The organism is Streptomyces actinomycinicus, assembly GCF_016741775.1.
GTDB classification, from domain to species: domain Bacteria; phylum Actinomycetota; class Actinomycetes; order Streptomycetales; family Streptomycetaceae; genus Streptomyces; species Streptomyces actinomycinicus.
Map to the genome: position 1 here is coordinate 23,781 of NZ_JAERRK010000018.1, position 24,774 is coordinate 48,554.

25 protein-coding genes are annotated in these 24,774 nt (G+C 71.1%); 10 read left to right on the plus strand and 15 right to left on the minus strand.

Annotated features, from left to right (window positions below):
- The first annotated feature begins 169 nt into the window (after positions 1–169).
- The 3 genes from pta to pyk all read left to right on the plus strand — a co-directional run bounded on the left by pta (position 170) and on the right by pyk (position 4,983).
- Positions 170–2,260: a phosphate acetyltransferase gene (pta, locus tag JK359_RS27895; RefSeq protein ID WP_201841265.1), complete on the plus strand. Its 2,091-nt coding sequence runs from the start codon at positions 170–172 to the stop codon at positions 2,258–2,260.
- On the plus strand, positions 2,257–3,468 hold the full coding sequence (locus JK359_RS27900; protein WP_201841267.1) for an acetate kinase: 1,212 nt from the start codon (positions 2,257–2,259) through the stop codon (positions 3,466–3,468). The genes pta and JK359_RS27900 overlap by 4 nt, the downstream gene beginning before the upstream one ends.
- 84 nt (positions 3,469–3,552) lie before the next feature.
- A complete protein-coding gene (gene pyk / locus JK359_RS27905; protein ID WP_201841269.1) occupies positions 3,553–4,983 on the plus strand; it encodes a pyruvate kinase in 1,431 nt (476 codons plus the stop codon).
- A 100-nt stretch (positions 4,984–5,083) separates the two neighbouring features.
- Here the strand turns inward: pyk and JK359_RS27910 are convergent, their stop codons facing one another.
- The 4 genes from JK359_RS27910 to JK359_RS27925 form a co-directional block, all read right to left on the minus strand.
- On the minus strand, positions 5,084–6,490 hold the full coding sequence (locus tag JK359_RS27910; RefSeq protein ID WP_201841272.1) for a hypothetical protein: 1,407 nt from the start codon (positions 6,488–6,490) through the stop codon (positions 5,084–5,086).
- Positions 6,480–7,067, minus strand: a complete 588-nt coding sequence (locus JK359_RS27915; RefSeq protein WP_201841275.1) for a DUF6114 domain-containing protein — start codon at positions 7,065–7,067, stop codon at positions 6,480–6,482. The genes JK359_RS27910 and JK359_RS27915 overlap by 11 nt, the downstream gene beginning before the upstream one ends.
- A gap of 117 nt (positions 7,068–7,184) precedes the next feature.
- A complete protein-coding gene (locus JK359_RS27920; RefSeq protein ID WP_201841277.1) occupies positions 7,185–7,823 on the minus strand; it encodes a DUF6230 family protein in 639 nt (212 codons plus the stop codon).
- 624 nt (positions 7,824–8,447) lie between these two features.
- A complete protein-coding gene (locus tag JK359_RS27925; protein ID WP_201841279.1) occupies positions 8,448–9,419 on the minus strand; it encodes a tetratricopeptide repeat protein in 972 nt (323 codons plus the stop codon).
- A 206-nt stretch (positions 9,420–9,625) separates the two neighbouring features.
- On the opposite strand from JK359_RS27925, the gene JK359_RS27930 reads away from it, so the two are divergent.
- Positions 9,626–10,240, plus strand: coding sequence for a TetR/AcrR family transcriptional regulator (locus JK359_RS27930; RefSeq protein ID WP_201841281.1), 615 nt, complete (start codon positions 9,626–9,628; stop codon positions 10,238–10,240).
- Between the two features lie 233 nt (positions 10,241–10,473).
- Positions 10,474–11,634 carry a DUF3103 family protein gene (locus JK359_RS27935; protein ID WP_201841283.1) on the plus strand — a complete coding sequence of 387 codons (1,161 nt, stop codon included), beginning with the start codon at positions 10,474–10,476 and terminating at the stop codon, positions 11,632–11,634.
- Between the two features lie 69 nt (positions 11,635–11,703).
- Here the strand turns inward: JK359_RS27935 and icmA are convergent, their stop codons facing one another.
- The 4 genes from icmA to JK359_RS27955 all read right to left on the minus strand — a co-directional run bounded on the left by icmA (position 11,704) and on the right by JK359_RS27955 (position 15,768).
- Entirely contained in the window at positions 11,704–13,404 is a 1,701-nt protein-coding gene (icmA, locus tag JK359_RS27940) for a coenzyme B12-dependent isobutyryl-CoA mutase large subunit (protein WP_201841285.1), read from the minus strand.
- 75 nt (positions 13,405–13,479) lie between these two features.
- Complete coding sequence (locus tag JK359_RS27945) at positions 13,480–13,818, minus strand: DUF3817 domain-containing protein (protein ID WP_201841287.1); 339 nt, start codon at positions 13,816–13,818, stop codon at positions 13,480–13,482.
- Between the two features lie 43 nt (positions 13,819–13,861).
- The gene (locus JK359_RS27950) at positions 13,862–14,371 is read right to left on the minus strand and encodes a MarR family winged helix-turn-helix transcriptional regulator (RefSeq protein ID WP_201841289.1); all 510 of its coding nucleotides are present in this window, start codon (positions 14,369–14,371) and stop codon (positions 13,862–13,864) included.
- A 164-nt stretch (positions 14,372–14,535) separates the two neighbouring features.
- Entirely contained in the window at positions 14,536–15,768 is a 1,233-nt protein-coding gene (locus JK359_RS27955; RefSeq protein ID WP_201841291.1) for an MFS transporter, read from the minus strand.
- An 84-nt stretch (positions 15,769–15,852) separates the two neighbouring features.
- On the opposite strand from JK359_RS27955, the gene JK359_RS27960 reads away from it, so the two are divergent.
- Positions 15,853–16,833 (plus strand): ArsR/SmtB family transcription factor, encoded by a 981-nt coding sequence (locus JK359_RS27960; RefSeq protein WP_201841600.1) that lies wholly within the window; start codon positions 15,853–15,855, stop codon positions 16,831–16,833.
- Between the two features lie 28 nt (positions 16,834–16,861).
- Here JK359_RS27960 and JK359_RS27965 read toward each other — a convergent pair whose 3' ends face one another.
- The 6 genes from JK359_RS27965 to JK359_RS27990 form a co-directional block, all read right to left on the minus strand.
- Positions 16,862–17,725: a leishmanolysin-related zinc metalloendopeptidase gene (locus tag JK359_RS27965; RefSeq protein ID WP_201841293.1), complete on the minus strand. Its 864-nt coding sequence runs from the start codon at positions 17,723–17,725 to the stop codon at positions 16,862–16,864.
- 104 nt (positions 17,726–17,829) lie between these two features.
- Complete coding sequence (locus tag JK359_RS27970) at positions 17,830–18,480, minus strand: TetR/AcrR family transcriptional regulator (RefSeq protein ID WP_201841295.1); 651 nt, start codon at positions 18,478–18,480, stop codon at positions 17,830–17,832.
- The gene (locus tag JK359_RS27975) at positions 18,477–19,157 is read right to left on the minus strand and encodes a DUF4166 domain-containing protein (RefSeq protein WP_201841297.1); all 681 of its coding nucleotides are present in this window, start codon (positions 19,155–19,157) and stop codon (positions 18,477–18,479) included. Before JK359_RS27975 ends, JK359_RS27970 begins: the two co-directional genes overlap by 4 nt.
- Positions 19,154–19,906, minus strand: a complete 753-nt coding sequence (locus tag JK359_RS27980) for a hypothetical protein (RefSeq protein ID WP_201841299.1) — start codon at positions 19,904–19,906, stop codon at positions 19,154–19,156. Before JK359_RS27980 ends, JK359_RS27975 begins: the two co-directional genes overlap by 4 nt.
- Positions 19,907–20,053: 147 nt before the next feature.
- Entirely contained in the window at positions 20,054–20,347 is a 294-nt protein-coding gene (locus tag JK359_RS27985; RefSeq protein ID WP_201841301.1) for an MTH1187 family thiamine-binding protein, read from the minus strand.
- Positions 20,344–20,688: a DUF3817 domain-containing protein gene (locus tag JK359_RS27990; protein WP_201841305.1), complete on the minus strand. Its 345-nt coding sequence runs from the start codon at positions 20,686–20,688 to the stop codon at positions 20,344–20,346. Before JK359_RS27990 ends, JK359_RS27985 begins: the two co-directional genes overlap by 4 nt.
- Positions 20,689–20,842: 154 nt before the next feature.
- On the opposite strand from JK359_RS27990, the gene JK359_RS27995 reads away from it, so the two are divergent.
- The 4 genes from JK359_RS27995 (at position 20,843) to JK359_RS28010 (ending at position 23,500) form a co-directional block, all read left to right on the plus strand.
- Positions 20,843–21,475, plus strand: coding sequence for an AIM24 family protein (locus JK359_RS27995; RefSeq protein ID WP_201841603.1), 633 nt, complete (start codon positions 20,843–20,845; stop codon positions 21,473–21,475).
- On the plus strand, positions 21,475–22,125 hold the full coding sequence (locus JK359_RS28000; RefSeq protein WP_201841308.1) for an AIM24 family protein: 651 nt from the start codon (positions 21,475–21,477) through the stop codon (positions 22,123–22,125). The genes JK359_RS27995 and JK359_RS28000 overlap by 1 nt, the downstream gene beginning before the upstream one ends.
- Positions 22,122–22,931 carry an AIM24 family protein gene (locus JK359_RS28005; RefSeq protein WP_201841311.1) on the plus strand — a complete coding sequence of 270 codons (810 nt, stop codon included), beginning with the start codon at positions 22,122–22,124 and terminating at the stop codon, positions 22,929–22,931. Before JK359_RS28000 ends, JK359_RS28005 begins: the two co-directional genes overlap by 4 nt.
- A 92-nt stretch (positions 22,932–23,023) precedes the next feature.
- Positions 23,024–23,500: a MarR family winged helix-turn-helix transcriptional regulator gene (locus JK359_RS28010; protein WP_201841314.1), complete on the plus strand. Its 477-nt coding sequence runs from the start codon at positions 23,024–23,026 to the stop codon at positions 23,498–23,500.
- Positions 23,501–23,507: 7 nt separating this feature from the next.
- On the opposite strand, the gene JK359_RS28015 is transcribed toward JK359_RS28010, so the two are convergent.
- Positions 23,508–24,743 (minus strand): MFS transporter, encoded by a 1,236-nt coding sequence (locus JK359_RS28015; RefSeq protein WP_201841316.1) that lies wholly within the window; start codon positions 24,741–24,743, stop codon positions 23,508–23,510.
- Positions 24,744–24,774 lie beyond the last annotated feature (31 nt).

Here is a 24,774-nt window from a genome sequence, read left to right on the forward strand (position 1 = left end):
CTGTCGGTACCGGTGAGCCGATGTCGATTCTTTCACGTTCACCGGGTGAGCGAAGTCCTGACGGGCGCCTTATCCGGCAGCAGGGGTATTGTCAAGAGGGTTCTGCTCACCTCGGTGGGCGATTTTTATGCCGTAGCGACATACAAGACATGAGGAACGGAGTGGACACGTGACGCGCAGCGTGTACGTGACCGGGATCGACCGCGGCGACGGCCGCCAGGTCGTGGAGCTGGGAGTGATGGAACTCCTGACCCGGCAGGTCGACCGGGTGGGGGTGTTCCGTCCGCTCGTCCACGACGGACCCGATCGCCTGTTCGAGTTGCTGCGGGCGCGCTACCGGCTCTCGCAGGACCCGGCCACCGTCTACGGCATGGACTACCACGAGGCGTCCGCGCTCCAGGCCGAACAGGGCACCGACGAACTGGTCTCCGCCCTCGTCGACCGCTTCCACCTGGTGGCCCGCGACTACGACGTCGTCCTCGTCCTCGGCACCGACTTCGCCGACACCCAGCTGCCGGACGAACTGTCCCTCAACGCCCGTCTCGCCAACGAGTTCGGCGCCTCCGTCATCCCCGTGGTCGGCGGCCGCAAGCAGAGCACCGAGTCGGTGCTCGCCGAGACGCGCAACGCCTTCCGCGCCTACGACGGCCTCGGCTGCGACGTGCTCGCCATGGTCGCCAACCGGGTCGCCCGGGAGGACCGCGACGAGATCGCCGGGCGGCTCGCCGACCGGCTGCCGGTGCCCTGCTACGTCGTGCCCGACGAACCGGCTCTCTCCGCGCCGACGGTCGCCCAGATCTCCCAGGTCCTCGGCGCGAAGGTACTGCTCGGTGACGATTCCGGGCTCGCCCGGGACGCGCTGGGCTTCGTCTTCGGCGGGGCGATGCTGCCGAACCTGCTGGGCGCCCTGACCCCGGGCTGCCTGGTCGTCACCCCCGGGGACCGCGCCGACCTGGTCGTCGGCTCGCTCGCCGCGCACAGCGCCGGCACCCCGCCGATAGCCGGCGTCCTGCTCACCCTGGACGAGGTGCCGAGCGACGAGATCCTCACCCTCGCCGCCCGCCTCGCCCCGGGCACCCCGGTGCTGTCGGTGACCGGCAACAGCTTCCCCACCGCCGAGCGGCTCTTCTCGCTCGAGGGCAAGCTGAACGCGTCCACCCCGCGCAAGGCGGAGACCGCGCTCGGCCTGTTCGAGCGGTACGCCGACACCGCCGAGCTGGCCCGCCGGGTCTCGGCGCCGAGCGGCGACCGGGTCACCCCGATGATGTTCGAGCACAAGCTCCTGGAGCAGGCCCGCTCCGACAAGCGCCGGGTCGTGCTGCCGGAGGGCACCGAGGAGCGGGTGCTGCACGCGGCCGAGGTGCTGCTGCGCCGGGGCGTGTGCGACCTGACCCTGCTCGGCCCGGTCGACCAGATCCGCAAGAAGGCCGCCGACCTCGGCATCGACCTCGTCGACACCCAGCTGATCGATCCGGCCACCTCCGAGCTGCGCGACTCCTTCGCCGAGAAGTACGCGCGACTGCGCGCCCACAAGGGCGTCACCGTCGAGCTGGCCTACGACGTCGTCTCCGACGTCAACTATTTCGGCACCCTGATGGTCCAGGAGGGCCTGGCCGACGGCATGGTGTCCGGCTCGGTGCACTCCACGGCCGCGACCATCCGGCCCGCCTTCGAGATCATCAAGACCCGGACCGAGTCATCGATCGTGTCGTCGGTGTTCTTCATGTGCCTGGCCGACAAGGTGCTGGTCTACGGCGACTGCGCGGTCAACCCGGACCCGAACGCCGAGCAGCTGGCGGACATCGCCGTGCAGTCGGCGGGCACGGCCGCGCAGTTCGGGGTGGAGCCGCGGATCGCGATGCTGTCGTACTCCACCGGTACGTCCGGTTCGGGCGCCGACGTGGACAAGGTGCGCGAGGCCACCGAGCTGGCCCGCTCGCGCCGGCCGGACCTGAAGATCGAGGGCCCGATCCAGTACGACGCGGCCGTCGAGCCGTCCGTCGCCGCCACCAAGCTGCCCGGCTCCGAGGTCGCCGGTCAGGCCAGCGTGCTGATCTTCCCCGACCTCAACACCGGCAACAACACCTACAAGGCCGTGCAGCGCTCGGCCGGCGCGATCGCCGTCGGCCCGGTCCTGCAGGGCTTGCGCAAGCCGGTCAACGACCTGTCCCGGGGCGCGCTCGTCCAGGACATCGTCAACACCGTCGCCATCACGGCGATCCAGGCCCAGAACTCCAGCGAGAAGGCGTCCGAGCAGTGACCTCCCCCACCCGTGTCCTCGTCCTCAACTCCGGCTCCTCCTCGCTGAAGTACCAGCTCCTGGACATGCGGGACAGCAGCCGGCTCGCGGTGGGCCTGGTCGAGCGCATCGGCGAGCAGACCTCGAGGCTCGAGCACACCTGCGTGACCTCCGGCGACGCCCGCGAGCGCAACGGCCCGATCGCCGACCACGACGCCGCCCTCAAGGCGGTCGCCGAGGAGCTGACCCGGGACGGCCTCGGCCTGGACTCCCCCGAGCTGGCCGCGATCGGGCACCGGGTGGTGCACGGCGGGATGTTCTTCACCGAGCCCACGGTCGTCGACGACGAGGTGCTCACCGAGATCGAGCGGCTGATCCCGGTCGCCCCGCTGCACAACCCGGCCAACCTCACCGGCATCCGCACCGCGCGGGCGCTGCGCCCCGACCTGCCCCAGGTCGCCGTCTTCGACACGGCGTTCCACACGACGATGCCGGAGTCGGCGGCGCGCTACGCGATCGACCCGAAGACCGCCGACCGGCACCGGATCCGGCGGTACGGCTTCCACGGCACCTCGCACGCGTACGTCTCCCGGGAGACCGCGCGGCTGCTGGGCAAGGACCCGTCCGAGGTCAACGTCATCGTGCTGCACCTGGGCAACGGGGCCTCGGCGTCCGCGGTGGCGAAGGGCCGGTGCGTGGACACCTCCATGGGACTGACGCCTTTGGAGGGGCTCGTGATGGGTACGCGCTCCGGTGACCTGGACCCGGCCGTCATCTTCCATTTGGCCCGGGTTGGCGATATGTCCATGGACGAGATCGACACTCTTCTCAACAAGCGGAGCGGTCTCTTCGGCCTGTGCGGGGACAACGACATGCGGGAGATCCGCCGCCGGATCGACGAGGGTGACGAAGAGGCCTCGCTGGCCTTCGATATTTACATTCACCGGATCAAGAAGTACATCGGCGCCTATTTCGCCGTGCTCGGCACGGTGGACGCGGTCGCCTTCACCGCCGGCGTGGGCGAGAACGCGGCGCCCGTGCGCCAGGCGGCGATCGCGGGCCTGGAGGGGCTGGGGCCGGCGGTCGATCCGGAGCGGAACTCCGTGCGCAGCGGCGAGCCGCGGCTGATTTCACCGGACTCGGCGCGGGTGGCGGTCGCCGTGGTGCCGACGGATGAAGAACTGGAGATCGCGACGCAGACCTACGCACTGGTCGGAAAGAACAACTGAATAGCACCTGAGCGGTGTGGCACTCATTTGTATCTTCCGCCAGACGGAATATTCCGTAGCGAAACAAACCGATAGGATCGCCTCATGCGCCGTTCGAAAATCGTCTGTACTCTCGGCCCCGCGGTCGACTCCCACGAGATGCTCGTCGCCATGATCGAGGCGGGCATGAATGTGGCCCGGTTCAACTTCAGCCACGGCACCCACGCCGAGCACCAGGCGCGGTACGACCGCGTCCGGGCCGCGTCCAAGGAGACCGGCCGCCCCATCGGCGTCCTCGCCGACCTGCAGGGCCCGAAGATCCGCCTGGAGACCTTCGCCGAGGGGCCGGTCGAGCTGGAGCGCGGTGACGAGTTCGTCATCACGACCGAGGACGTGCCGGGTGACAAGAGCATCTGCGGTACGACGTACAAGGGGCTGCCGGGCGACGTCTCGCGCGGTGACCAGGTCCTGATCAACGACGGCAACGTCGAGCTGAAGGTCCTGGACGTCGAGGGCCCCCGGGTCAAGACGATCGTCATCGAGGGCGGTGTCGTCTCCGACCACAAGGGCATCAACCTGCCCGGCGCGGCCGTCAACGTCCCCGCGCTGAGCGAGAAGGACGTCGAGGACCTGCGCTTCGCCCTCCGCATGGGCTGCGACCTGGTCGCCCTGTCCTTCGTCCGGGACGCCAAGGACGTGCACGACGTCCACCGCGTGATGGACGAGGAGGGCCGCCGGGTCCCGGTGATCGCCAAGGTCGAGAAGCCGCAGGCGGTCGAGAACATGGAGGACGTCGTGATGGCGTTCGACGGCGTCATGGTCGCGCGTGGCGACCTCGCCGTCGAGTACCCGCTCGAGAAGGTCCCCATGGTGCAGAAGCGCCTGATCGAGCTGTGCCGGCGCAACGCCAAGCCGGTGATCGTGGCGACCCAGATGATGGAGTCGATGATCACCAACTCCCGCCCGACCCGCGCCGAGGCCTCCGACGTGGCCAACGCGATCCTGGACGGCGCGGACGCGGTCATGCTGTCGGCCGAGTCCAGCGTGGGCGCCTACCCGGTCGAGACGGTGAAGACCATGTCGAAGATCGTCACCGCGGCCGAGCAGGAGCTGCTCTCCAAGGGCCTGCAGCCGCTGGTGCCGGGCAAGAAGCCGCGCACGCAGGGCGGTTCGGTGGCCCGTGCCGCCGCCGAGATCGCCGACTTCCTCGGCGGCAAGGGCCTGATCGCCTTCACCCAGTCCGGTGACACCGCGCGCCGGCTGTCGCGCTACCGCGCGACCCAGCCGATCATCGCCTTCACCACGGACGAGGGCACCCGTAACCAGCTCACTCTCAGCTGGGGCGTGGAGTCGCACGTCGTGCCGTTCGTGAACACCACGGACGAGATGGTCGACCTGGTGGACCAGGAGATCGCCCGGCTCGGCCGGTTCGACGCGGGCGACACCGTCATCATCACCGCCGGCTCGCCCCCCGGGGTCCCCGGCACCACCAACATGCTCCGCGTCCACCACCTGGGCGGCACCCGCAGCAACTGACCCGTCCCGTACGGGCCTTGGAACGGCACCGGGGGCGCCCCCTGCGACAGGGGGCGCCCCCGGTGTTTTCCGCGGCTCCCGAACCGGCTTGTGCGACCGCTCAGTCGGTCGTGTACACGTGCATGCCGGGCACGTGCAGGTTGCCGCCGAACTGGGCCGCCTGGGTCACCTTCACATGGGTGAAGTAGATCAGCGGGATGTTCAGCGGGGGCGGGCTGTCGGGGCTGAAGGTCACCGGGATCAGACCGAACAGGTTGCCCGAGATGCTCTCGGTGTACATCACCGTGTCTCCGCCGGTGATGGTGGACGTCGAGCCCTTCGAGGCCTGGACGTGGTAGGTCTTGTCGGCCTGCTTGTCCTGGACCGTCTGGTGCAGGTCCCCGATGTCGGTCCCGCCGGAGATGACGTACTTCAGCACCTTCTTCTTGGTGCCGTTGGCCGTCTTCACCTCGACTATGCCCTGGTAATCGGCGCCCTTGAGGAGCAGGGAGCTGGCGTTCAGGTACCAGGGGTCGTCCGCGACCGGCACCTTGTTGTCGACGCCGCCCTCCTCGTCCGTGGCCGCCGGGCAGTCCTCGGCGTCGACGGACTCGCTCGCGGACGGGCTCGGCGTGGCCGACGGGGTCGCGTCCTTGACCTTCCCGGTGGTGTCCCCGGCCGTCTTGGAGGCGGTGCCGCTGGTGTCCTTGACCGTGTCCTCGGTCTTGCCGACGGTGTCCTTGGCCTTTTCGGCCGTGTCCTGGACGGTGTCGGAGGCGCTGCCGCCGGAGTCCTTGCCGTCGCTCGACGGGGTCTCCGTGGCGGACGGCGAAGGGGACGCGGACGGCGTCGACGCCGGAGCCGGGGCCGACGGCGAGGCGCCGGGGTCCGTGCTCTTCCCACCGGTGAGGATGTCACCGATCGTGTCGCCGATGGTGTCCAGGACACCGCCGCCGCTGCCCTGGGTCGCGGTCGGCTCCGGAGTGGCCGTGTCCGTGCCCGAGCCGGATCCCGATCCGGACGAGCCCGTGTCCGAGCCGGAGGAGCCCGAGGATCCCGATCCGGCGGTGTCGGCCGGCTTGGGCGTGGTCTCGTCGCCGGAACCTGAATCCGGCGAAGAGGTGTCGCCCGAGCCCTGGGTGTCCTTGCCGTCACCGGTGCCCGCGGTCGCCGTGGGGGACGGCGTGGCCGTGTCCTCGGACGTGCTCTGCGACGGGGACGGCGTCGGCGAGGCCGAGGTGTCCTTGTCGTCGCCCAGCGCCTTGACGCAGTCCTTGTACTCGTCGGCCGTCAGGCTCTTGGCCGACGTCGACGGGGACGGGCTGCCGTTGTTGTCGGCCAGGGCCAGCGTGGACGTGAAGCCCATGCCCATGAGCACCGCCGTGGGCATCGCCACGGAGGCTATGGCCTTGCCGGCCGGCATGTGGAACCTGGTGAACAGCGGCTTCCTGGGGGCCGCGTGGCGGGGCCCGGTTCTCGCGCGGGACCCCTCCAGATCGGTCCCGCGGGTCACCTCGTCAGCCGGCACTGTGCCTCCCGTTCGCCCCGTTGGCCGGGCTCGTTCCTGACAGGTCGTTCTCCCAGGGCGCCTTGTAGGGCCCGGTCGGCCCCTCGCTCACCGGGTCAGTGCCCTGCTGCGGCAGCGGGGTCGTCTCGGGAGCACCGCCCTCGCCCGGGGCGGCCGCGGCCGGCGGCTGCTCCTGCGGGGGCGCACCCGGCGCCCAGGCCACGGCCATCGCCCCGCCGATCAGGGCGAGCAGGAAGCCCATGACGAAGCCGCCGAAGTTGGCCACGGGGATGGACACCAGCGCGAGCAGGATCGCGGCGACGCCTGCGAAGGTCCGTACGTGCTTCTGGAACCACAGGCTCACGCCCAGGACGATGAGCAGCACACCGATGATCAGGGAGCCGGCTCCCGCGGTGGTCGACATCGCCAGCGTCAGGTGCCCGAGCTGGAGATGGGCGTACGGGAAGTACATGATCGGAAGGCCGCCGAGCATGACGAGCAGTCCGGCCCAGAACGGACGCGTGCCCCGCCAGGCGCGGAACTGCAGCCTCCGGCTGGTGGACTGGCCGGATGCGGCGGCAGGAGTCTCGGCGCTCATGGAAAACAGCTCCCTGGTGCGGCGTTGCTGTGGTGGTGATGTGTGCCGCGCGTGAGAACGCGGCCGGAGAGTGGACGGGCGGGGGCGCCACCGGCTCCCCCGCCCGTCAGCGAGTGCCTAGTAGCACTCCTTGACACCCGTCGCCAGCGACATGTGCAGACCGCTGAGCTTGAACGTGCCGGCGGTGGTCGCCCACGCCGTCTGCTTCACGCCGACCAGCGTGGCCTTGTCGGCCTGCTGCGCGAAGCCGAAGGGGTTGGCCTGCTCGCCGCCGCCCTTCATACCCGGACCCTTGGAGGCGTCCTTGGCGGCCACGCCGATGTCGATGTTGTCGAACGTCGCGTCGGCGTTGAGGTCGGCGACGTCGATGTAGATGTTGTCGGCCTGGACCTTGTCGTGGCCTTCGCCACCGGCGCGCAGGATGAGGCTGACGTTGCCGAAGATCGGCACGTCAGGCGTGACGACGGACTGGCACAGGTTGGTGATCTCGGCGTGCTTGAACGCCGAGACGGCCACCGGGTGCGCCGTCTTCTTGCCGTCCATCGTGTAGCCGCTGTCGATGGCGCCGTACTGCTCGAAGCCGGTGCCGACGAGCTGGTCGGCGGACACCTTGAACGACTGGCCGGACACGCTGAACGAGGCCGCGAGAGCGCCCTGCGCGAGGGCGACACCTATACACGCCGTGGCGGCCACGCTGGGCACCATGACCACAGCGAACCGCTTCCATCTGGTCCCGCCACGCACCTGGGACTCCATATTTCCTCCTTCTCGGACGTACATCTCCTGACCCCGACTCGCCCCCGAACGAAGGCTCAGCCAGGCAGGGATGGGAGAAGTGCTACGTCCTCGGGAAGGAGAGCGCCCGCACTCGGAGGCGCGAACCGCGCCCGAATCACCGGCGATCACCCCCGAGCGACAACCACTGGTCGCGCCTGACACACATCACGCACAACCTTGCCGGACAGGCTTCGCCGATGCGACGAAGACCCCCCTGCCCTAGAGCCGGCACCACTGCCGCCGGCTCTGCTCGGTGGGGACCCAGAGTCTCCCGTGACCCGACCGGCTGTCGGGGTACGGGAATGGACCGAGCGTCGCCGATCGTGGTGCATTCTCGGCCCGGACACAAGGGGGTTCGTTACTGGCTAGTAACGGCCGTATAACCAGGGGACGACCGGCCGGTCTCGGAGCGCGACGCTCGGTGGCGCCTGCGGGCAGAACAAAGCCGTTGATCCCTGGACGAAACCAGACAGACCAACGGCCTTGATTTACTCGGAGTAACAGCGGCCGCGATTACCAAGATTTGGTAAAGCGCGGCCGCCGTGACACCTTGTCGGCGAATCTTTCACCCCGGCACCACAAGCCGAGGCGTTTAGGGACTGGTCAGAACAGGGCGCGCGCCAGCGCCCTCCGCGCGCCGATCACGCGCGGGTCCTCGGGGCCCACGACCTCGAACAGCTCCAGCAGTCGCCGCCGCACGGTGTCCCGGTCGTCACCCACCGTGCGCTGCACGGTCTCGATCAGCCGCCCGAAGGCGTCCTCGACGTGACCGCCCACCAGGTCCAGGTCGGCCGCGGCGATCTGCGCGTCGACGTCCTTCGGCCGCTCGGCCGCCTCCCGGCGCACCTTCTGCGGGTCCATGCCCTGCACCCGCTGGAGCAACTCGGCCTGCGCCAGGCCCAGTGCGGCCTCGGGGTGGGCCGGGTCGTCGGCCAGCACGTTCTTGTACGCCTGGACGGCACCGCCCAGGTCGCCGGCGTCCAGCGCCTGCGCGGCCGCGTTCAGCGCCGCGTCGTAGGGTCCCGCCTGCTCCCCGCTCGGCGCGGCACCGCCCGGCTCGGCGTCCGGGTCGACGGTCAGGCCGGTCAGCCCGAAGCGCTGCTCGGCGACCTGCACCAGCTGGTCCAGGGTCTCCCGGATCTGCGGCTCGGGGGTCACCCCCTGGAACAGCGGGAGCGCCTGTCCGGCCACGACGGCGAAGACGGCCGGGATCCCCTGGATCCCGAACTGCTGCATCAGCATCTGGTTGGCGTCGACGTCGACCTTGGCGAGCAGGAAGCGCCCGTTGTACTCGACGGCCAGCCGCTCGAGGACCGGGCTCAGCTGCTTGCAGGGCTGACACCACTCGGCCCAGAAGTCGAGGACGACGGGGACTTCGGCGGAGCGCTGCAGGACATCCCGCTCGAACCCCGCCTCATCGACGTCGATGACGAGATCGGCCGGCGAGACGGCCCCCGTCCCGCCCTGCCGGGCGGCTGCGGCGCGCGTCTGCTCGGCCTTGGCCTTGGCCTCCTGGGCCGCCTTCACCGCGGCGAGGTCGACGACGCCGCTCATGGACATGTTCCGTGGCTGCATGCGTCTATCCTCCCCCGATCCCGTCCCTGAGTGAAAAAGCGATGTGCGGCGCCGGGTCCCCACCCCACGCCTGTGGTCTCGCCCGCGCACGTCCAGCACGAGCTTTCGCTACGACTCGTAGCGTAATGCCATGTGGGCACCGCGCGACACCACGCGTCGGTGATCTCTCTCACGGCACCGCGTGAACGGCCGGTTATGGTCGTGGGATGCAGAGCCACACCCCCGCCGGTCGCGCCGGACGCCCGCGCAGCGCAGCCGCGGACGCCGCCATCCTGGCCGCGACGCGGGAGGCGCTGGTGGAACTCGGCTGGTCCAAACTCACCCTGGGAGACGTCGCCACGCGGGCCGGGGTTGCGAAGACGACGGTCTATCGCCGCTGGACGGGCAAGAGCGAGCTGGTCACCGACGCGCTGGCCACCCTCTTCGACCAGCTGGTCCTGCCGGACCGGGGCAGCCTGCGGGCCGACGTGGAGGGCGTGGTGCTGCAGTTCGCCGATCTGCTCGAGCAGCCCGCGACCAAGACGGCGCTGATGGCGGTGGTCGCCGAGGCCACCCATGACGAGGCCCTGCGCCAGCGGCTCCGCGAGAAGATCGTGGCCCGGCAGAAGCGGCTCGTGGTCGAGGGCCGGCGGCGCGCCCAGAGCCGGGGCGAGATCCCCGCGGACGTGACCGATCCGGGCCCGCAGATCGACCTGATCTTCGACGTGATCGCCGGAGCGGTGGTGCACCGGACCCTGGTCTCCTGCGAGCCGGTGGACGCCGACTGGGCGAGCCGGTTCACCGCGGTGCTGCTGGACGGACTCGCCGCGGCCGGCGGCTGACCCCGACGCCCTTCGCGTGACATCGGCACGCCTCTTGTCACAGTGTCATGTCACCGTCATTCTAGAACTCCGGGTCTACTCGCATAGACCTCCACGGGCCGGATCCACGCGGCCAGAGGTCCACGCGCACAGATCTCCCCCGTGCGGACCGCGCGCAGCGCGCGCACAGGCCCTTCTCGCAGCACCCGCTCCACCTGACAGCGCCACCCCACTCGCCAGGAGGACCGATTCACGTGAGACCCCGTCAATCCCGCCGCCACGGCGCCGCCGTCACCGTCGCGGCCACCCTCGCCGCCCTCGGCGCCGGGCAGATCCTCGGCACCCCGACCGCGTCGGCGGCGGCTTCCCACTCCCCCACGCCCTCGTCCGCGGTGGCCTCGGCCCAGGACCGGGCCGCACGCGCCATCGCCGGCTCCCTCTCCGACACCGGCTGGCGCGCCCGCCTGCGCGCCGCGGCCCTCGCCTCCGACGAGGTACCCGTCACCCGGCTGGCCGGCGGGGCCCTGAAGCCCGCCCTGACCGCGGCCGACCACCGCATCGCCACCGCCAAGGGCCTGGACGGCCAGGTCGGTTCCCTCCTGCGGCTGCGCCTCGGGGACGACTCCATGCGCCCCGCGCTGACCGCCGGCCGCACCCCCTGGGTCGCCGCGGCGACCTCCGACGACGACGCCACCACCGTCACCGCCTACGACAGCCGCGGCCGGGCCCACTCCCTCGACGCGCACAAGGCACCCACGCACCCCGTCTACGTCGTCGACATCGACGGGGACCAGGCACTCGCCGCCGGCCTGCGCGTCCTCGGCACGGAACTGCACCGCCTCGGCGTCGCCTCCGCGGCCCCCGCGCCCACCACCGCACAGCAGCGCACCGGGAAGCCCGCCGGACGGCCGGCGCCGGCCACCGCGGGCTTCTGGACCACCAGGATCAGCGCGGTCGAGCTGTCGGACGACGAGGAGCCCTGGATCAAGGGCGACGCGGAGATCTACACCCTCGTCACCGGCTTCGGCCAGGACGGCAAGGTCCGCGTCGACCCGGTCGACATGCCGTACCTCGACAACGACGGCACGGTGTACCGGCCGAACCAGATCCTGGTCAACTGGTCGAACTACAAGTACGACCTGGCCGACGCCGTGATGATGGAGGAGGACGGCAGCACCAACTACCGCGACCTCGCCAAGGCCATCGCCACCGTCCTGCTCACCATCGCCGACCAGGGCGGCTACGTCCCGCTGGTGAACGCCGTCCTCGACGCCATCCCGGACGACTGGTGGACCGACGACCCGGACTACGTCGACTCCTGGTACACCCTGGCCCGCAGTGACAACGGCACCCGCCACGGGGCCCGGGGCAACGGCTGGATGACCGTGGAGCCCTACTTCGTCCAGCAGTTCTGACACCGGCCGGCCCACACGGGACGGCGACGGGCCGGCGGAGTCGCTCCGCCGGCCCGTCCGCGGCCGCCGTCAGAACCCGGCCGGCTCCGTGTACACGCCCCACTCGTCCCGCAGCACCCCGCAGATCTCGCCCAGCGTGGCCTCCGCGCGCACCGCGTCCAGCATCGGCTCGATCATGTTGGAGCCGTCCCGCGCGGCCGCCAGCATGGCGTCGAGGGCGGACCGTACGGCGCTGTCGTCCCGCGCCGTCTTCCGGTCGGCGAGCACCCGCACCTGCTCCCGCTCCACCTCATGGCTGACCCGCAGGATCTCCAGGTCGCCGGTGACCGAGCCGGTGGCGACGTTGACGCCGACGACCCGCTTCTCCCCCTTCTCCAGGGACTGCTGGTAGCGGAACGCCGACTCGGCGATCTCCCCGGTGAACCAGCCGTCCTCGATCCCGCGCAGGATGCCGGAGGTGACCGGACCGATCGGGTGCCGCCCGTCCGGGTGCGCCCGAAGGCCCCGCTCCTTGATCTGCTCGAAGATCTTCTCCGCGTCCGCCTCGATCCGGTCCGTCAGCTGCTCGACGAACCACGAGCCCCCCAGCGGGTCGGCCACATTGGCGACCCCGGTCTCCTCCATCAGCACCTGCTGCGTGCGCAGCGCGATCTCCGCGGCCTGCTCGCTCGGCAGGGCGAGGGTCTCGTCCAGGGCGTTGGTGTGCAGCGAGTTCGTCCCGCCGAGCACGGCGGCGAGCGCCTCGACGGCCGTACGGACGACGTTGTTGTACGGCTGCTGCGCGGTCAGCGACACCCCGGCCGTCTGGGTGTGGAAGCGCAGCCACTGCGCCTTGTCGGACTTCGCGCCGTACACGTCCCGCATCCAGCGCGCCCAGATGCGGCGGGCCGCGCGGAACTTGGCGATCTCCTCGAAGAAGTCGACGTGCGCGTCGAAGAAGAACGACAGACCGGGGGCGAAGACGTCCACGTCGAGGCCGCGGCTGAGGCCCAGCTCGACGTACCCGAAGCCGTCCGCGAGCGTGTAGGCCAGCTCCTGCGCCGCCGTGGCCCCGGCCTCCCGGATGTGGTAGCCGGAGACGGACAGCGGCTTGTACGCCGGGATGCCCGCCGCGCAGTACTCCATCAGGTCGCCGATCAGCCGCAGGTGCGGCTCCGGCTGGAAGAGCCACTCCTTCTGGGCGATGTACTCCTTGAAGATGTCGGTCTGCAGGGTGCCGTTGAGCACCGACGGGTCCACGCCCTGGCGCTCGGCCGCGACCAGGTACATGCAGAACACGGGGACCGCCGGACCGCTGATGGTCATGGAGGTCGTCACGTCCCCCAGCGGGATGTCCTTGAAGAGCACCTCCATGTCGGCGGCCGAGTCGATGGCGACCCCGCAGTGCCCGACCTCGCCGAGCGAGCGCGGGTCGTCGGAGTCGCGGCCCATGAGCGTCGGCATGTCGAAGGCCACCGACAGACCCCCGCCGCCGGCGGCCAGGATCATCTTGTACCGCTCGTTGGTCTGCTCGGCGTTGCCGAACCCGGCGAACTGCCTGATCGTCCAGGTACGCCCGCGGTAGCCGGTCGGATGGAGGCCGCGGGTGAAGGGGTACTCCCCCGGCCAGCCGATCCGCTCGAATCCCTCGTACGTGTCGCCCGGTCGGGGCCCGTACACCGGCTCCACGGGGTCGCCGGAGAGCGTGGTGAAGTCCGCGTCGCGCTTGCGTGCGGCGTCGTAACGGGCCTGCCAGCGCCGGCGGCCCTCCTCGATGGCGTGAGCGTCCATACCTTCGAATTTACTTGGACGTCCTAGTAAATGTCGATGGCTGACCGCCGTACGGCATCCGTACGGCGGTGTGAGCTACGCCTTGGCGACGGCCGGGGCCGGGCCGTCCGCCCGGGCGTCCAGCTCGCGGCTGATCTTCCGCTCGACGAAGAAGGCGGCGGTGGGGATGGTGCCCGCGATCAGCACCCACAGCTGCTTGCCGACCGGCCACTTCGCCTTGGAGCCCAGGTCGAAGGCGAAGATCAGGTAGATGACGTACAGCCAGCCGTGGGCGATGGCGACGACCCGGGTGAAGTCGGCGGCACCGTCGATGTGGAACCCGTACTTCGCGATCATGCTCAGGCACAGCAGCACCAGCAGGACACCGGTGGTGTAGGCCAGGACGCGGTAGCGGGTCAGCACGCTCTTCTTCATGGAGTCGAGCGTAACCACCCGTTCCGGGAGATCTTGCCCCGGGTCACTCCTCGTCGAAGTCGTGTGCCGAGATCCGCAGCGGACGGAGCATGGCGAAGATCTCCTGGCACTCCTCCGCGTCGTACACGCCGAGCCCGAAGTCCATGGCCATCAGGTCCCGGGTGGCCGCGTCGACCACCTCGCGGCCCTTGTCGGTGATGACGGCGAGGGTGCCGCGGCCGTCGTTGGGGTTGGGACGCTTGGCCACCAGGCCGGACTTCACCAGGCGGTCCACGGTGTTCGTCACGGAGGTGGGGTGCACCATCAGCCGCTCACCGATCTTGGACATGGGAAGCTCACCGGCCTTGGAGAAGGTGAGCAGCACCAGCGCCTCGTAGCGGGCGAACGTCAGCCCGTACGGCTTGACCACGGCGTCCACCTCGGCGAGCAGGATCTGCTGGGCGCGCATGATCGAGGTGATGGCGGCCATGGACGGCACGGTTCCCCATCGCTGCTTCCACAGCTCGTCGGCGCGGGCGATGGGGTCGAACGGAAGGCTGAGAGGCTTCGGCACGTCATCAGACCCTACCCGCCGGTCATATGCCGGTCAGCTCCGTCTCGGCTTTCGGGCGCCCGCCGTTCCGCGAGGTGCCGGCCCGGCGTTCCCGAGGGTCTCCGGCCCGGCGTTCCTCAGGGTGTCCGGCCCGGCGTTACTCAGGGTGTCGGGCCCAGCGTTCCTCAGGGTGTCGGGCCCGGCGTCCCCCGGTGCGCGGTCCGGCGCGCGGCCAGCGCGAGTCCGCAGCAGCACAGCGTGCCGAGCGCGCCCGCCCCCGCCACGGCCGCCCGCACCCCGACCGCCTGCGCCGCCACCCCGGCCAGCGCCATGCCCACGCCCTGCACGGTCATCAGCCCGGCGCTCAGCACGGTCATGGCCCGCCCGCGCGCCTCCTGTGGCACCGCCCGCACGAGCCACTGGTCCAGGCCCAGGGTGTACGCCGAGCCTGCCCCCGACAGCAGCAGGAGCAGCAGGGACGCCGGGAGCCCGGGACGCAGGGCGAAGCCCAGGTACGGCAGCAGGGTGAGGCAGAGCAGGGGCAGTGCGACGCGTTCGCGGGCCGGGGGCCGCAGCCGGGCGCCGGCGAACAGTTCGCCGGCCACCGTGCCGACGGGCAGGGCGCACATCAGCAGGCCGAGGCCGGCGGAGCCGCCGCCGAGGGCGGCGGCGTACGGCGCGGCGAGGGCCTCGGGGACGACGGCGAACGCCGCCGGCACCCAGAAGAGCAGGAACAGCAGGCGGATGCGCGGGTGGCTGAGGAGGGAGGGCGGGCCCGGCGAGGCGCCGTCCCGGTCCCCGGTGCGGGCGGGGCGGTGCCGGGTGCCGAGGCGGAGGAGGGCGGCCGAGGCGAGGAAGGTGCCGACGGTGATCAGCAGGGCGCGCCGGGGCGCGACGGCGGTGAGCAGCAGGCCGCCGAGGCCGTAGCCGACCAGCAGCGCGCTCTGGGCGACGATCCGCAGCAGCGAACGGCCGAGCACGAACAGGTCGCCCTCGCCGAGGACGTCGGCGAGCGTGGCCGTGCGGGTGCCGGTGAACACCGGGGAGACGACGGCGAGGCAGCAGCGCAGCGCGAGCAGGGTGCCGGTGCCGGTGCCGGGCGCCGCCATCAGGGCCACACCGGCCGCGCACACCAGGTCACAGGTGACGAGCACCCGCCGGGCCGGGAAGCGGTCGGCGACCGGCGCGAGCAGGACGCCGCCGACGGCGTACGGCAGGAAGCCCAGGGCGAAGGTGAGCGCGCTCAGCAGGGGTGAGCCGGTGCGGTCGTAGACCAGGACGGTGAGCGCGACCTCGCTGACGATCACGCCGAGCATGGACAGGACGTGCGCGGCGAAGACGGCCCGGAACTCGGGCACGGCGAAGACGCGGCCGTATCCGGCGGAGCGCGCCGGGGCCGCCTGGGGCGGTGCGGACATGCCCGGCAGAGTGCCCCGGGACGGGCGGCGGCCGTAGACTTTCGGCTCCAGCCGAATGTTCGCTACGACCGAAGAGGTGACGACCTGCCCTCCCGCCTCCACTTCGGCGACGACGACTTCCTGCGCTGCCGCTTCGCCCTCTCGCCGGTCTGGGAGACCCAGGAGGCGGTCCGCACCCTCAGGCGGCCGGACCGGCAGGGGTACCACGCGCCCTGGCTGCGGCGGATCCGGGAGGCGGCGGCCGGACTCGATCTCACCCCGCTGTGGCTGCTGATGCCGCGGCGCGGGCACTCGCCGGACTGGCTGGGGCCGCCGCCGATCGGCCCGGCCGCCACCTTCGAGGAGGAGATCGCGGCCATTCGTGCCTCGGACCCCGTGGCGGCCCGCGAGGACACCGCCCTCTCACTGGCCTGCACCCCGGGTGCGGCGGAGTCGGCGCCGGGCCGGGCCTGGCTCGCGGACCCCGAGCGGATGGTGCGGGAGCTGGCGGACGCCCTGGAGCAGGCCTGGCGGGTGCTGGTCGAGCCGGACTGGCCCCGGCTGCGCGCCCTGCTGGAGGCGGACGTGGCCTTCCACTCGCGGCGGCTGGCCGAGGTGGGGCTCGGCAGGCTGCTGCCGGAGCTGGATCCGCGGCTGTCCTGGGACGGCCGCACGCTGCGGCTCGCGCTGCACGGCGAGTACGCCCGCGACCTCGGCGGCCAGGGGCTCGTGCTGATGCCGAGCGTGTTCTCGTGGCCGGACGTGATCACCGGTTTCGAGCCGCCGTGGCAGCCCACGCTCGTCTACCCGGCGCGCGGCATCGCGGGCCTGTGGACGGAGCCGGCCGAGCGGACCGCCGGGTCGCTGGTACGGCTGCTGGGCCGCGGTCGCGCGGCGGTCCTGTCCGCGCTGGACGAGCCGGCCACCACCAGCGCGCTCGCCCACCGGCTCCGGCTCGCCCCGTCCTCGGTCTCGGCGCATCTGACGGTCCTGCGCGACGCGGGCCTGCTGGCCTCCCGCCGCTACGGCCACCAGGTGCTGTACGAGCGGACTCCGCTCGGGATGGCCCTCACGTCGGGAGGCTGAGGACGGGCCCGGCGGCCGGTGCGTGCCGTCAGGGCGTGGTCGCGGGCAGCCGGGTGGGTACGACCGGCAGCATGACGCCGTCGCCCAGGGGCGCGGTGTGCGGCACCAGGTCGCCCGCCCTGGCGATCTGCATCAGGTCGGGGAGGTGGTACGGCTCGGCGCCGTCCAGGTCGACCTGGTAGCCGATGTCGCCGAGGCTGGCCGCGGTCAGCCTGCTCAGCGGGTTGCCGGGCCCGGCGATGAACGGCGACATGAGTTCGTTCATGAAGACCGCCTCACGCCAGTGGCTGTCCTGGGTGCCGGGGCCGCCGAAATTGGCGACGGGCACCGGGACCGGCTCGATCTCCCCGACCAGCGCGGCGAACTCGGCCATGGCGAGGGGCCCTCGAAAGGTGGGGTTCTGGCTGCCCGCGCCCTTGAGGAGGTTCAGGGTCGTCCACAAGGTGCCGATTCCGAGGACGTGGCCCATCTCGTGCGTGATGACGTCGAGGAGGGTGCCGTTCGCCTCCATCTCCGCCAGGTCGGCGGTGTCGAACCGCATCACGCCCTTCGCCGGCAGCGACGCGCCGAACTGCGCGGAAGCCTCCCGGAAATCCGTCGGACCGGCCATGCCCAGCACACCCGACGGGCCGTCGATGGAGACGCCCTCGGCCTCGACGAGCACATCGTCGATGATGTCGCCCCCGACGAGCGCGGTGTCCAGGTCACCGACGATGACCCGGGACCAGCGGTCGGCGGCGGCCGCGAAGGCGTCCTGCTGGTTCTGTGTCAGTCCGCCGAGGAAACGGACTTCGATGGTGAAGGGTGAGGTGGTGTTGGCGATGGTCCTGGCCCGCTCGATGCTCGCCACCGCGGTGTACGTCTTGAAGGCATCGGTGGTGACTTTGCCCATCACGGATCTCCTCCGGATCGGAACCGACGAAGTCGCCCCCGCGCACCACACTAGGCCGGACGGGTGACCCCCGCTTGTTGGCAGGTCAATCGTTGATGCGGCAATCAGCGACGGCCGGTGCGTCGCAGACGGTGCCTGACCGCCCGCTGGGCCACCGGTCCGAGTTCCTCCAACGCGGCGACGAGGGCGCCCAGTTGTTCGAGGGCGTCCAGGGCCGCGTGGGCGCCCTGCGCGTCGACGCCCTCGTAGAGTTCGATGCCGACGAAGGATGCGGCGACGGCCCGGGCGAGGCCCTCGGGATCGGTGAACTCCCCCAGGGGGGTCGTCGCGAGCACGCGGCGGAGCGCCTGCTCGATCTCGGTGATCCACAGGTCGAGCCCGGCGGCGGTGGCCGGTCCGAGGCCCGCGTGGGTCTGGGCCCCGGCCAAGAGCTGCCCGAGCAGGGCCACATGGCCGCCCCGGCGCTCGTGCTCGTGGATGTCCCGCCCGACGGCGAGGAGTTCGGACAGCGAGGAGACGCGGGCGAGCCGCTCCCGGTACCGGGCCACGGCCTTCTCGGCTCCGTACCGGCAGGCGGCGGCGAGCAGTTCGTCCACGGATCCGAAGTGGTAGAAGACGAGCGCCTGGTTGACTCCGGCCGCCGCCGCCACGCTCCGCGCCGACGTCTTGGCGATGCCCTGCTCGGTGAGCGTGCGCAGGGCACCCTCGAGGAGCTTCGTCTTGGTCTCCTGGGACTTCGCGGTCTCCGGGCTCATGCGCGCGCCTCCTCCCGCACCGGGCGCAGTCCGGGCCGCACGCCGCAGGTGCGCACGTCCGTGTACGACGCCGTGAAGGAGCCCTCGTACCCGAAGAGCGGTCCGAAGTACCGGTTCACCACCCGGACCCGGATGCGGAAACGGCCGGTCCGCTCGTCGTACGCCTCCCGCACCTCGGCGGTGGCGCCGACGAGTTCGGGGACGCGCACGTCCACCGGGCCTTCCCGGAACCGGTGCGTGCCGGAGCGGATGAGCAGGGAGCCGTCGGGTTCGGCGCGCAGGTGCAGGTCGGTGGCGAGGTGCTGGTGGGTGCCGAGGTAGTCGAGGATGCGGTCGCCGTGCGGGCCGAGCACCATCTGCGCGTCGAAGCGGCAGGAACGGCCGGGCAGGTCGAAGGTGCGCACGAAGCTCACGGTCTCACGGCCGTGGGTGTCGGTGTACGGCACGTTCTCGATCACGAAGGGGACGTTCCGGTCGGCCCGCGGGACCAGGATGTTCCGGGTGGCACCCAGGGCGAGGAACGGCTTCACGAACGCGGGGCCGTGCCAGATGCGGTCCATCACGCCCCGGCCGGTGCACGCCTCACCGCTCGCCAGGCCCACCGAGAAGCGGCGCTGCAGCGCGGGGTGGAGGCGGTGGAAGCCGGGTCCCATGACGGTCTGGAAGATGGAGGTCATCCGAGCTTCTCCAGGGTGCGCAGGAGGCGGGGCGCCCGGGTGCGGGTGACGGGGGCGCGCAGGCAGCGGCGGGCGGCCGGGGTGGCGGCCAGGGGGGTCTTGAACAGGGCGAGGGAGATGCCGACCACCAGCAGCAGCGGGCACAGGTAGGCCGTGGTGTCGGTGAGGGGGCCGGACGGGCCGGGGACCCCGCCCCGCGCGAGCCCGGTCAGGCATCCGGCGAGGACGAGGGCACGGACGGCCAGTTCGGCCAGCCAGTGGCGCAGGGCCCGCTCGGGGGTGATGCCGCGCTCCAGCCAGAGCCGGAGCCGGTCGAAGGACCAGGCCGTCGCCCAGCCCATCAGCGGGCGGAACAGCAGGCGGTCGGCGAGGGCGCCGAGGGCTCCCCAGCGGGGGCGGTAGTCGTAGCCGGTGAGGAAGCGGACGCCGTGGGGGTCGGGCACGTAGCGCCAGTAGCCGCTGCCCTCGGCGATCAGTGAGAGGGGATGCGGCGAGGAGAAGCGCAGGGCGGAGGTGCGGGTGCCGTCGGGGCGCTCCTTCTCGCCGGCGGCGACGCCGGTGCCGGCGACCGTGAGGAAGGGCAGCACCCGGGTGGCGTACCGGAAGCGCTGGGGCTCGCCCTCCGTGCGGGGGAGGTAGTGGATCTCGGTGAAGCGCAGGTCCCAGCGCTGGTGCCGGGCGGGGTCCTGGGTGCGGGCCCATAGCTCGTCGAGGTCGGCGCGGATGTGTGTCTCTATGTAGAGACCCATGTGTTCCCCCCGGGTGGCGCAGAGTGTTTGAGCGACTGCTCAAATCATCTGGCGGCGAACGTACACCCTTTTGAGCGATCGCTCAAACGACGCGTACGGGAAAACCCCGGCCCGCGCGGACCGGGGTTCTCGCGGTTCGGGGGGCGGCTACGGCGCCAGATGGCGCTCCACGGTCTCGACCTTCGAGGTCAGGCCGTCGGTCACACCGGGCCGGATGTCCGCCTTGAGGACGAGCGACACGCGCGGCGCCCGCTCCTCCACCGCGGCGACGGCACGCCTGACGACGTCCATGACCTCGTCCCACTCGCCCTCGACCGAGGTGAACATGGCGTCGGTGCGGTGGGGCAGACCCGACTCGCGGACCACGCGCACGGCGTCGGCGACGTACTCCCCCACGTCCTCGCCGACGCCCAGGGGCGTCACGGAGAAGGCGACGATCATGCGTTCACGGTTCCTTCCTTGCGGGCGCGCGCCGCGATGACGGCGTCCTCGGCCTCGCGGCGCAGCTTGCGCTCGGCGAAGAAACCGCCGGTGGGCAGCACCGAGAGGACGAAGTAGAGGGCGGCGGTCTTCCGCGGCCACTTGGTGCGGTTCCAGGCGTCCGCCCAGAAGATCACGTACAGGATGAACAGGATGCCGTGGACGGCGCCCATCACCGGGACCGCGTCGAAGTCCGTGGTGCGCTTGAGCACCGAGCAGACGAGAAGGATCAGGAAGGACACGGCCTCCGGGGCCGAGACCAGGCGGAGACGGCGGAGGGCGGTGGCGGTCTTGATGTCCACGGGTCACCTTCGGTGGGAGTAATCGTTTGTGAACGCACGCACAAGCGTTCCCCCATTGTGGCAAACGGCGCCCGTAGGGGTCCGGTCAGGGTGGGTCTCCACCCATGGGACCTGTTCCGTCCACCCGTCCGGCCGCTACTTTCGCACCGTGGCGATGTTCCGGCTCCAAGGGAGCAAGGTGCTCGCCGTCGACATGACCGGGGACGCCGTGAAGGCGAAGAACGGCTCGATGGTCGCGTACGACGGGCAGATGACCTTCAAGAAGCTGAGCGGTGGCGGCGAGGGGCTGCGCGGGATGGTGACCCGGCGGCTCACCGGCGAACAGATGACGGTGATGGAGGTGAAGGGGCAGGGAACCTGCTGGTTCGCGGACCGGGCGTCCGAGATCAACCTGGTGGGTCTGCGGGGCGACACGCTGTACGTCGAGGCCGGCAACCTGCTGGCTACGGACGCGGGGCTGCGCACGGGCACGACGTTCACGGGCCTGCGCGGGGCCGCGCAGGGCAACGGGCTGTTCACGACCACCGTGGAGGGCCACGGCCAGGCCGCGATCACCTCCGACGGCCCGGCGGTCGTGCTCCGGGTCAGCCCGCAGTACCCGCTGATCGTCGACCCCGGCGCCTACGTCGCCCACCAGGGCAACGTGCGGCAGTCCTTCCAGTCCGGGGTGACCTTCCGCACCCTTCTCGGGGAGGGCGGCGGCGAGGCCTTCCAGATCCGCTTCGAGGGCGACGGGCTGGTGTACGTGCAGCCGAGCGAGCGGAACACGATCGCGGGGGACCTGTGATGACCTTCCGAGAGATCAACTCCAAGATGGTCGAGGCGACCGTGCTGCCGGGGCAACGCCTGTTCAGCCAGCGCGGGGCGATGCTCGCCTACAAGGGGAACGTGTCCTTCACGCCCAGCGTGCAGGGCGGCCAGGGCGGGCTGATGTCCATGATCGGGCGCCGCGTGGCCGGCGAGGCGACCCCGCTGATGGCCGTGGAGGGCAGCGGCACGGTCTTCTTCGGGCACGGCGGCCATCACGTGCACGTCATCGCGCTCACCGGCGACACCCTCTACGTGGAGGCCGACCGCCTGCTCGCCTTCGAGGGCACCCTCCGGCAGGGCACGATGTTCATGGGCTCGCAGGGCGGGGTGATGGGCATGGTCCGCGGCCAGGTCACCGGGCAGGGCCTGTTCACGACGACCCTGCAGGGGCAGGGCGCGGTGGCCGTGATGGCGCACGGCGGCGTCTTCGAGATCCCGATCACCCACCGGCGCCCGGTCCACGTAGACCCGCAGGCCTACGTCGCCCACCACGGCGACGTCCGCAACAAGCTCTCCACCGCGCTGGGCTGGCGCGACATGGTGGGCCGGGGTTCCGGCGAGGCCTTCCAGCTGGAGCTGAGCGGCAACGGCACGGTGTACGTCCAGGCGTCGGAGGAGAAGCTGTGAGCACCTACGGAACCCCGGGCGCCGGACCGGTCGTGCACGACCCGATGACGCTGCCCGTCGACGACAACGTGAACAAGTACACCTTCTGCGTGGAGCTCAAGGGCGGGCAGTGGTTCCTGCAGAAGGGGAAGATGATCGCCTACTACGGATCGATCGATTTCAACGGCATCGGGCACGGGCGACTCGACCGACTTGTCCGTACGTCGTTCCATTCGCCACTGCACGCGAGCGACTGGGTCGTCGCGGAGGGCTCGGGCAAGATGCTGCTGGCCGACCGGGCCTTCGACGTCAACTCCTACGACCTGGACGACGGGAACTTGACCATTCGCGCGGGCAACCTGCTCGCTTTTCAGCCAAGTCTCGCGCTCAAACAATCGATCGTGCCGGGTTTTCTGACCCTTATCGGAACCGGAAAGTTCGTGGCGGCCTCTAACGGCCCGGTGGTGTTCATGGAACCTCCGATCCGGGTCGACCCTCAGGCGCTCGTCGGGTGGGCCGACTGCCCGTCCCCGTGTCATCACTACGACCACGGGTACCTGACGGGCGTACTGGGCGGTCTACGTGCGATGACGGGCCTCGGCGGGGTTTCCGGGGAGGAGCACCAGTTCGAGTTCGCGGGCGCCGGGACGGTGCTGCTGCAGTCGTCGGAGACCCTGATGGCGGAGGCGGCGACGGGGGCCGTTCCACCCGAACCGGGGGTCCCCGGCGGTGGCGGAACGGCACCGGGCGGATACGGTCCGCAATCGTCGGGCGCACCGCGCCTTCCCGGACAGCTCGGGGACCTCCAGCGTCGCTTCGGGCTGTGAGCGGTAGTCTGCGGAGTGTGACGTCGAACGCGTGCGCACAGTCACACCACCCGAAGTAGTTCGTCATTCAACTTCTTAGGTAGACTTCATTCATGGAGACCGAGACGGCCACGCGCTGGCTGACCGATGCGGAGCAGTGCGCCTGGCGCACCCACCTGGAGGTCAACAGGCTGTTGACGTACCAGCTCGAAAAAGATCTGCAGCCGTTCGGCCTGACTATGAACGACTACGAGATCCTGGTGAACCTGTCCGAGTCGGAAGACGTGCGGATGCGGATGAGCGACCTCGCCTCCGCCACCCTGCAGTCCAAGAGCCGGCTCTCGCACCAGATCACACGTATGGAGAACGCGAACCTGGTGCGCCGTGAGAACTGCGAGTCGGACCGGCGCGGCCTGTACGCCGTCCTCACCGAGCACGGCATGGACACGATGCAGAAGGTCGCGCCGCACCACGTGGCCTCCGTGCGGCGGCACTTCATCGATCTGCTGCCGCAGGAGGCCCTGATAGAGCTGGACAAGGCACTCAAGCCGATCGCCGAGCATCTGAGAGGGCAGCGGGGACGCCCCTGAGCCGGGCTCAGCTCCCCTGGGTGCGGTAGCCGGCGGGCGGAGCGGGGTCGCTCACCGGTGCCCGCAGGAAGCGAGCGCCCCCCGCCACAGCGGCAGCGGCCAGGGCCGTGGCGCCCGCCAGGGCGAAGCACAGCTGCATCGGCAGCCGGCCGATCAGCAGCCCCGCCACCAGCGCTCCCGCCGAGCTTCCCGCGTTCACCGCCATGTTCACCCATGCCCCGGCCCGGGTGCGGGCGCCTTCCGGGGCCGTCTCGTCGGCGAGCAGGTACGCCGTGGTCAGGGCCGGGGCGATGAACGCACCCGCGAGGACCATCACCCCGGTGAGGGTCCACAGCCCCGGCGCCAGTCCGGCCGGCACGAGCACCAGGCCGAGCCCCGCCGTGAACCGGCACAGACGCGTCCGCGTGGTCGTACGCCACCGCACGGCACCGCCCGCCAGGCCGCCCAGCGCGCTGCCCGCCGAGAGCGCGCCCAGGACCCAGGGGACGAGTGCGGTGTCGTACGACCGTTCGGTGGCGAAGGCCAGCACCAGCAGTTCCACCCCGCTGAGGGCCAGGCCGACGCCCAGGGCCACCGCGACCGGGGGCAGGAGGCCGCGGACGGCGGCCGGCTTCTCCCGCCGCGCCGCCGGACGGGGGCCCGGCAGGACCGGGGACATCACGAAGACACAGGTGCCGGTGACGTTCAGGACGGCGCTGAGCAGGAGCGCGGCAGCCGGCGGGGCGACGCCCACGAGGGCGCCGACCAGCGCCGGGCCGGAGACGAACAGCAGTTCCTCGGCCACGCCGTCCAGGCTGTAGGCCCGTTGCAGCAGTTCCCGGTCGGCGACCAGTTGCGACCACAGGGCGCGCATGGTCGGGCCCAGCGGGGGTGCGCAGGCGCCGGCCAGGGCGGCCGAGGCGGCGACGAGCGGTGCCGGGGCACCGGGGCGCCAGGTGAGTGCCGCAAGGGCGCACAGCAGGGCGCCGTAGAGCGCCGACATGGGCAGCAGGGCCCGGCGCGGCCCGTGGCGGTCGATCAGCGAGGCCCGCAACGGCATCAGGAAGACGGTCGCGGCGCCGAAGAGCGAGAGCACGGTGCCGGAGACGGCGTAGGACCCGGTGGACCGGGTGACGGACAGCAGGACCGCCAGGCCGACCGTGCCGTAGGACAGCCGGGCGGTCAGTGCGGCGGCGAAGGTGCGGCGCGCATGCGGGACGCGCAGAACGGCGGCGTACGAGGGCCGCGAAGGGTGCGTGGACACGCGGAAGTTCCTCTGTGAGAGGCGGAAGAGG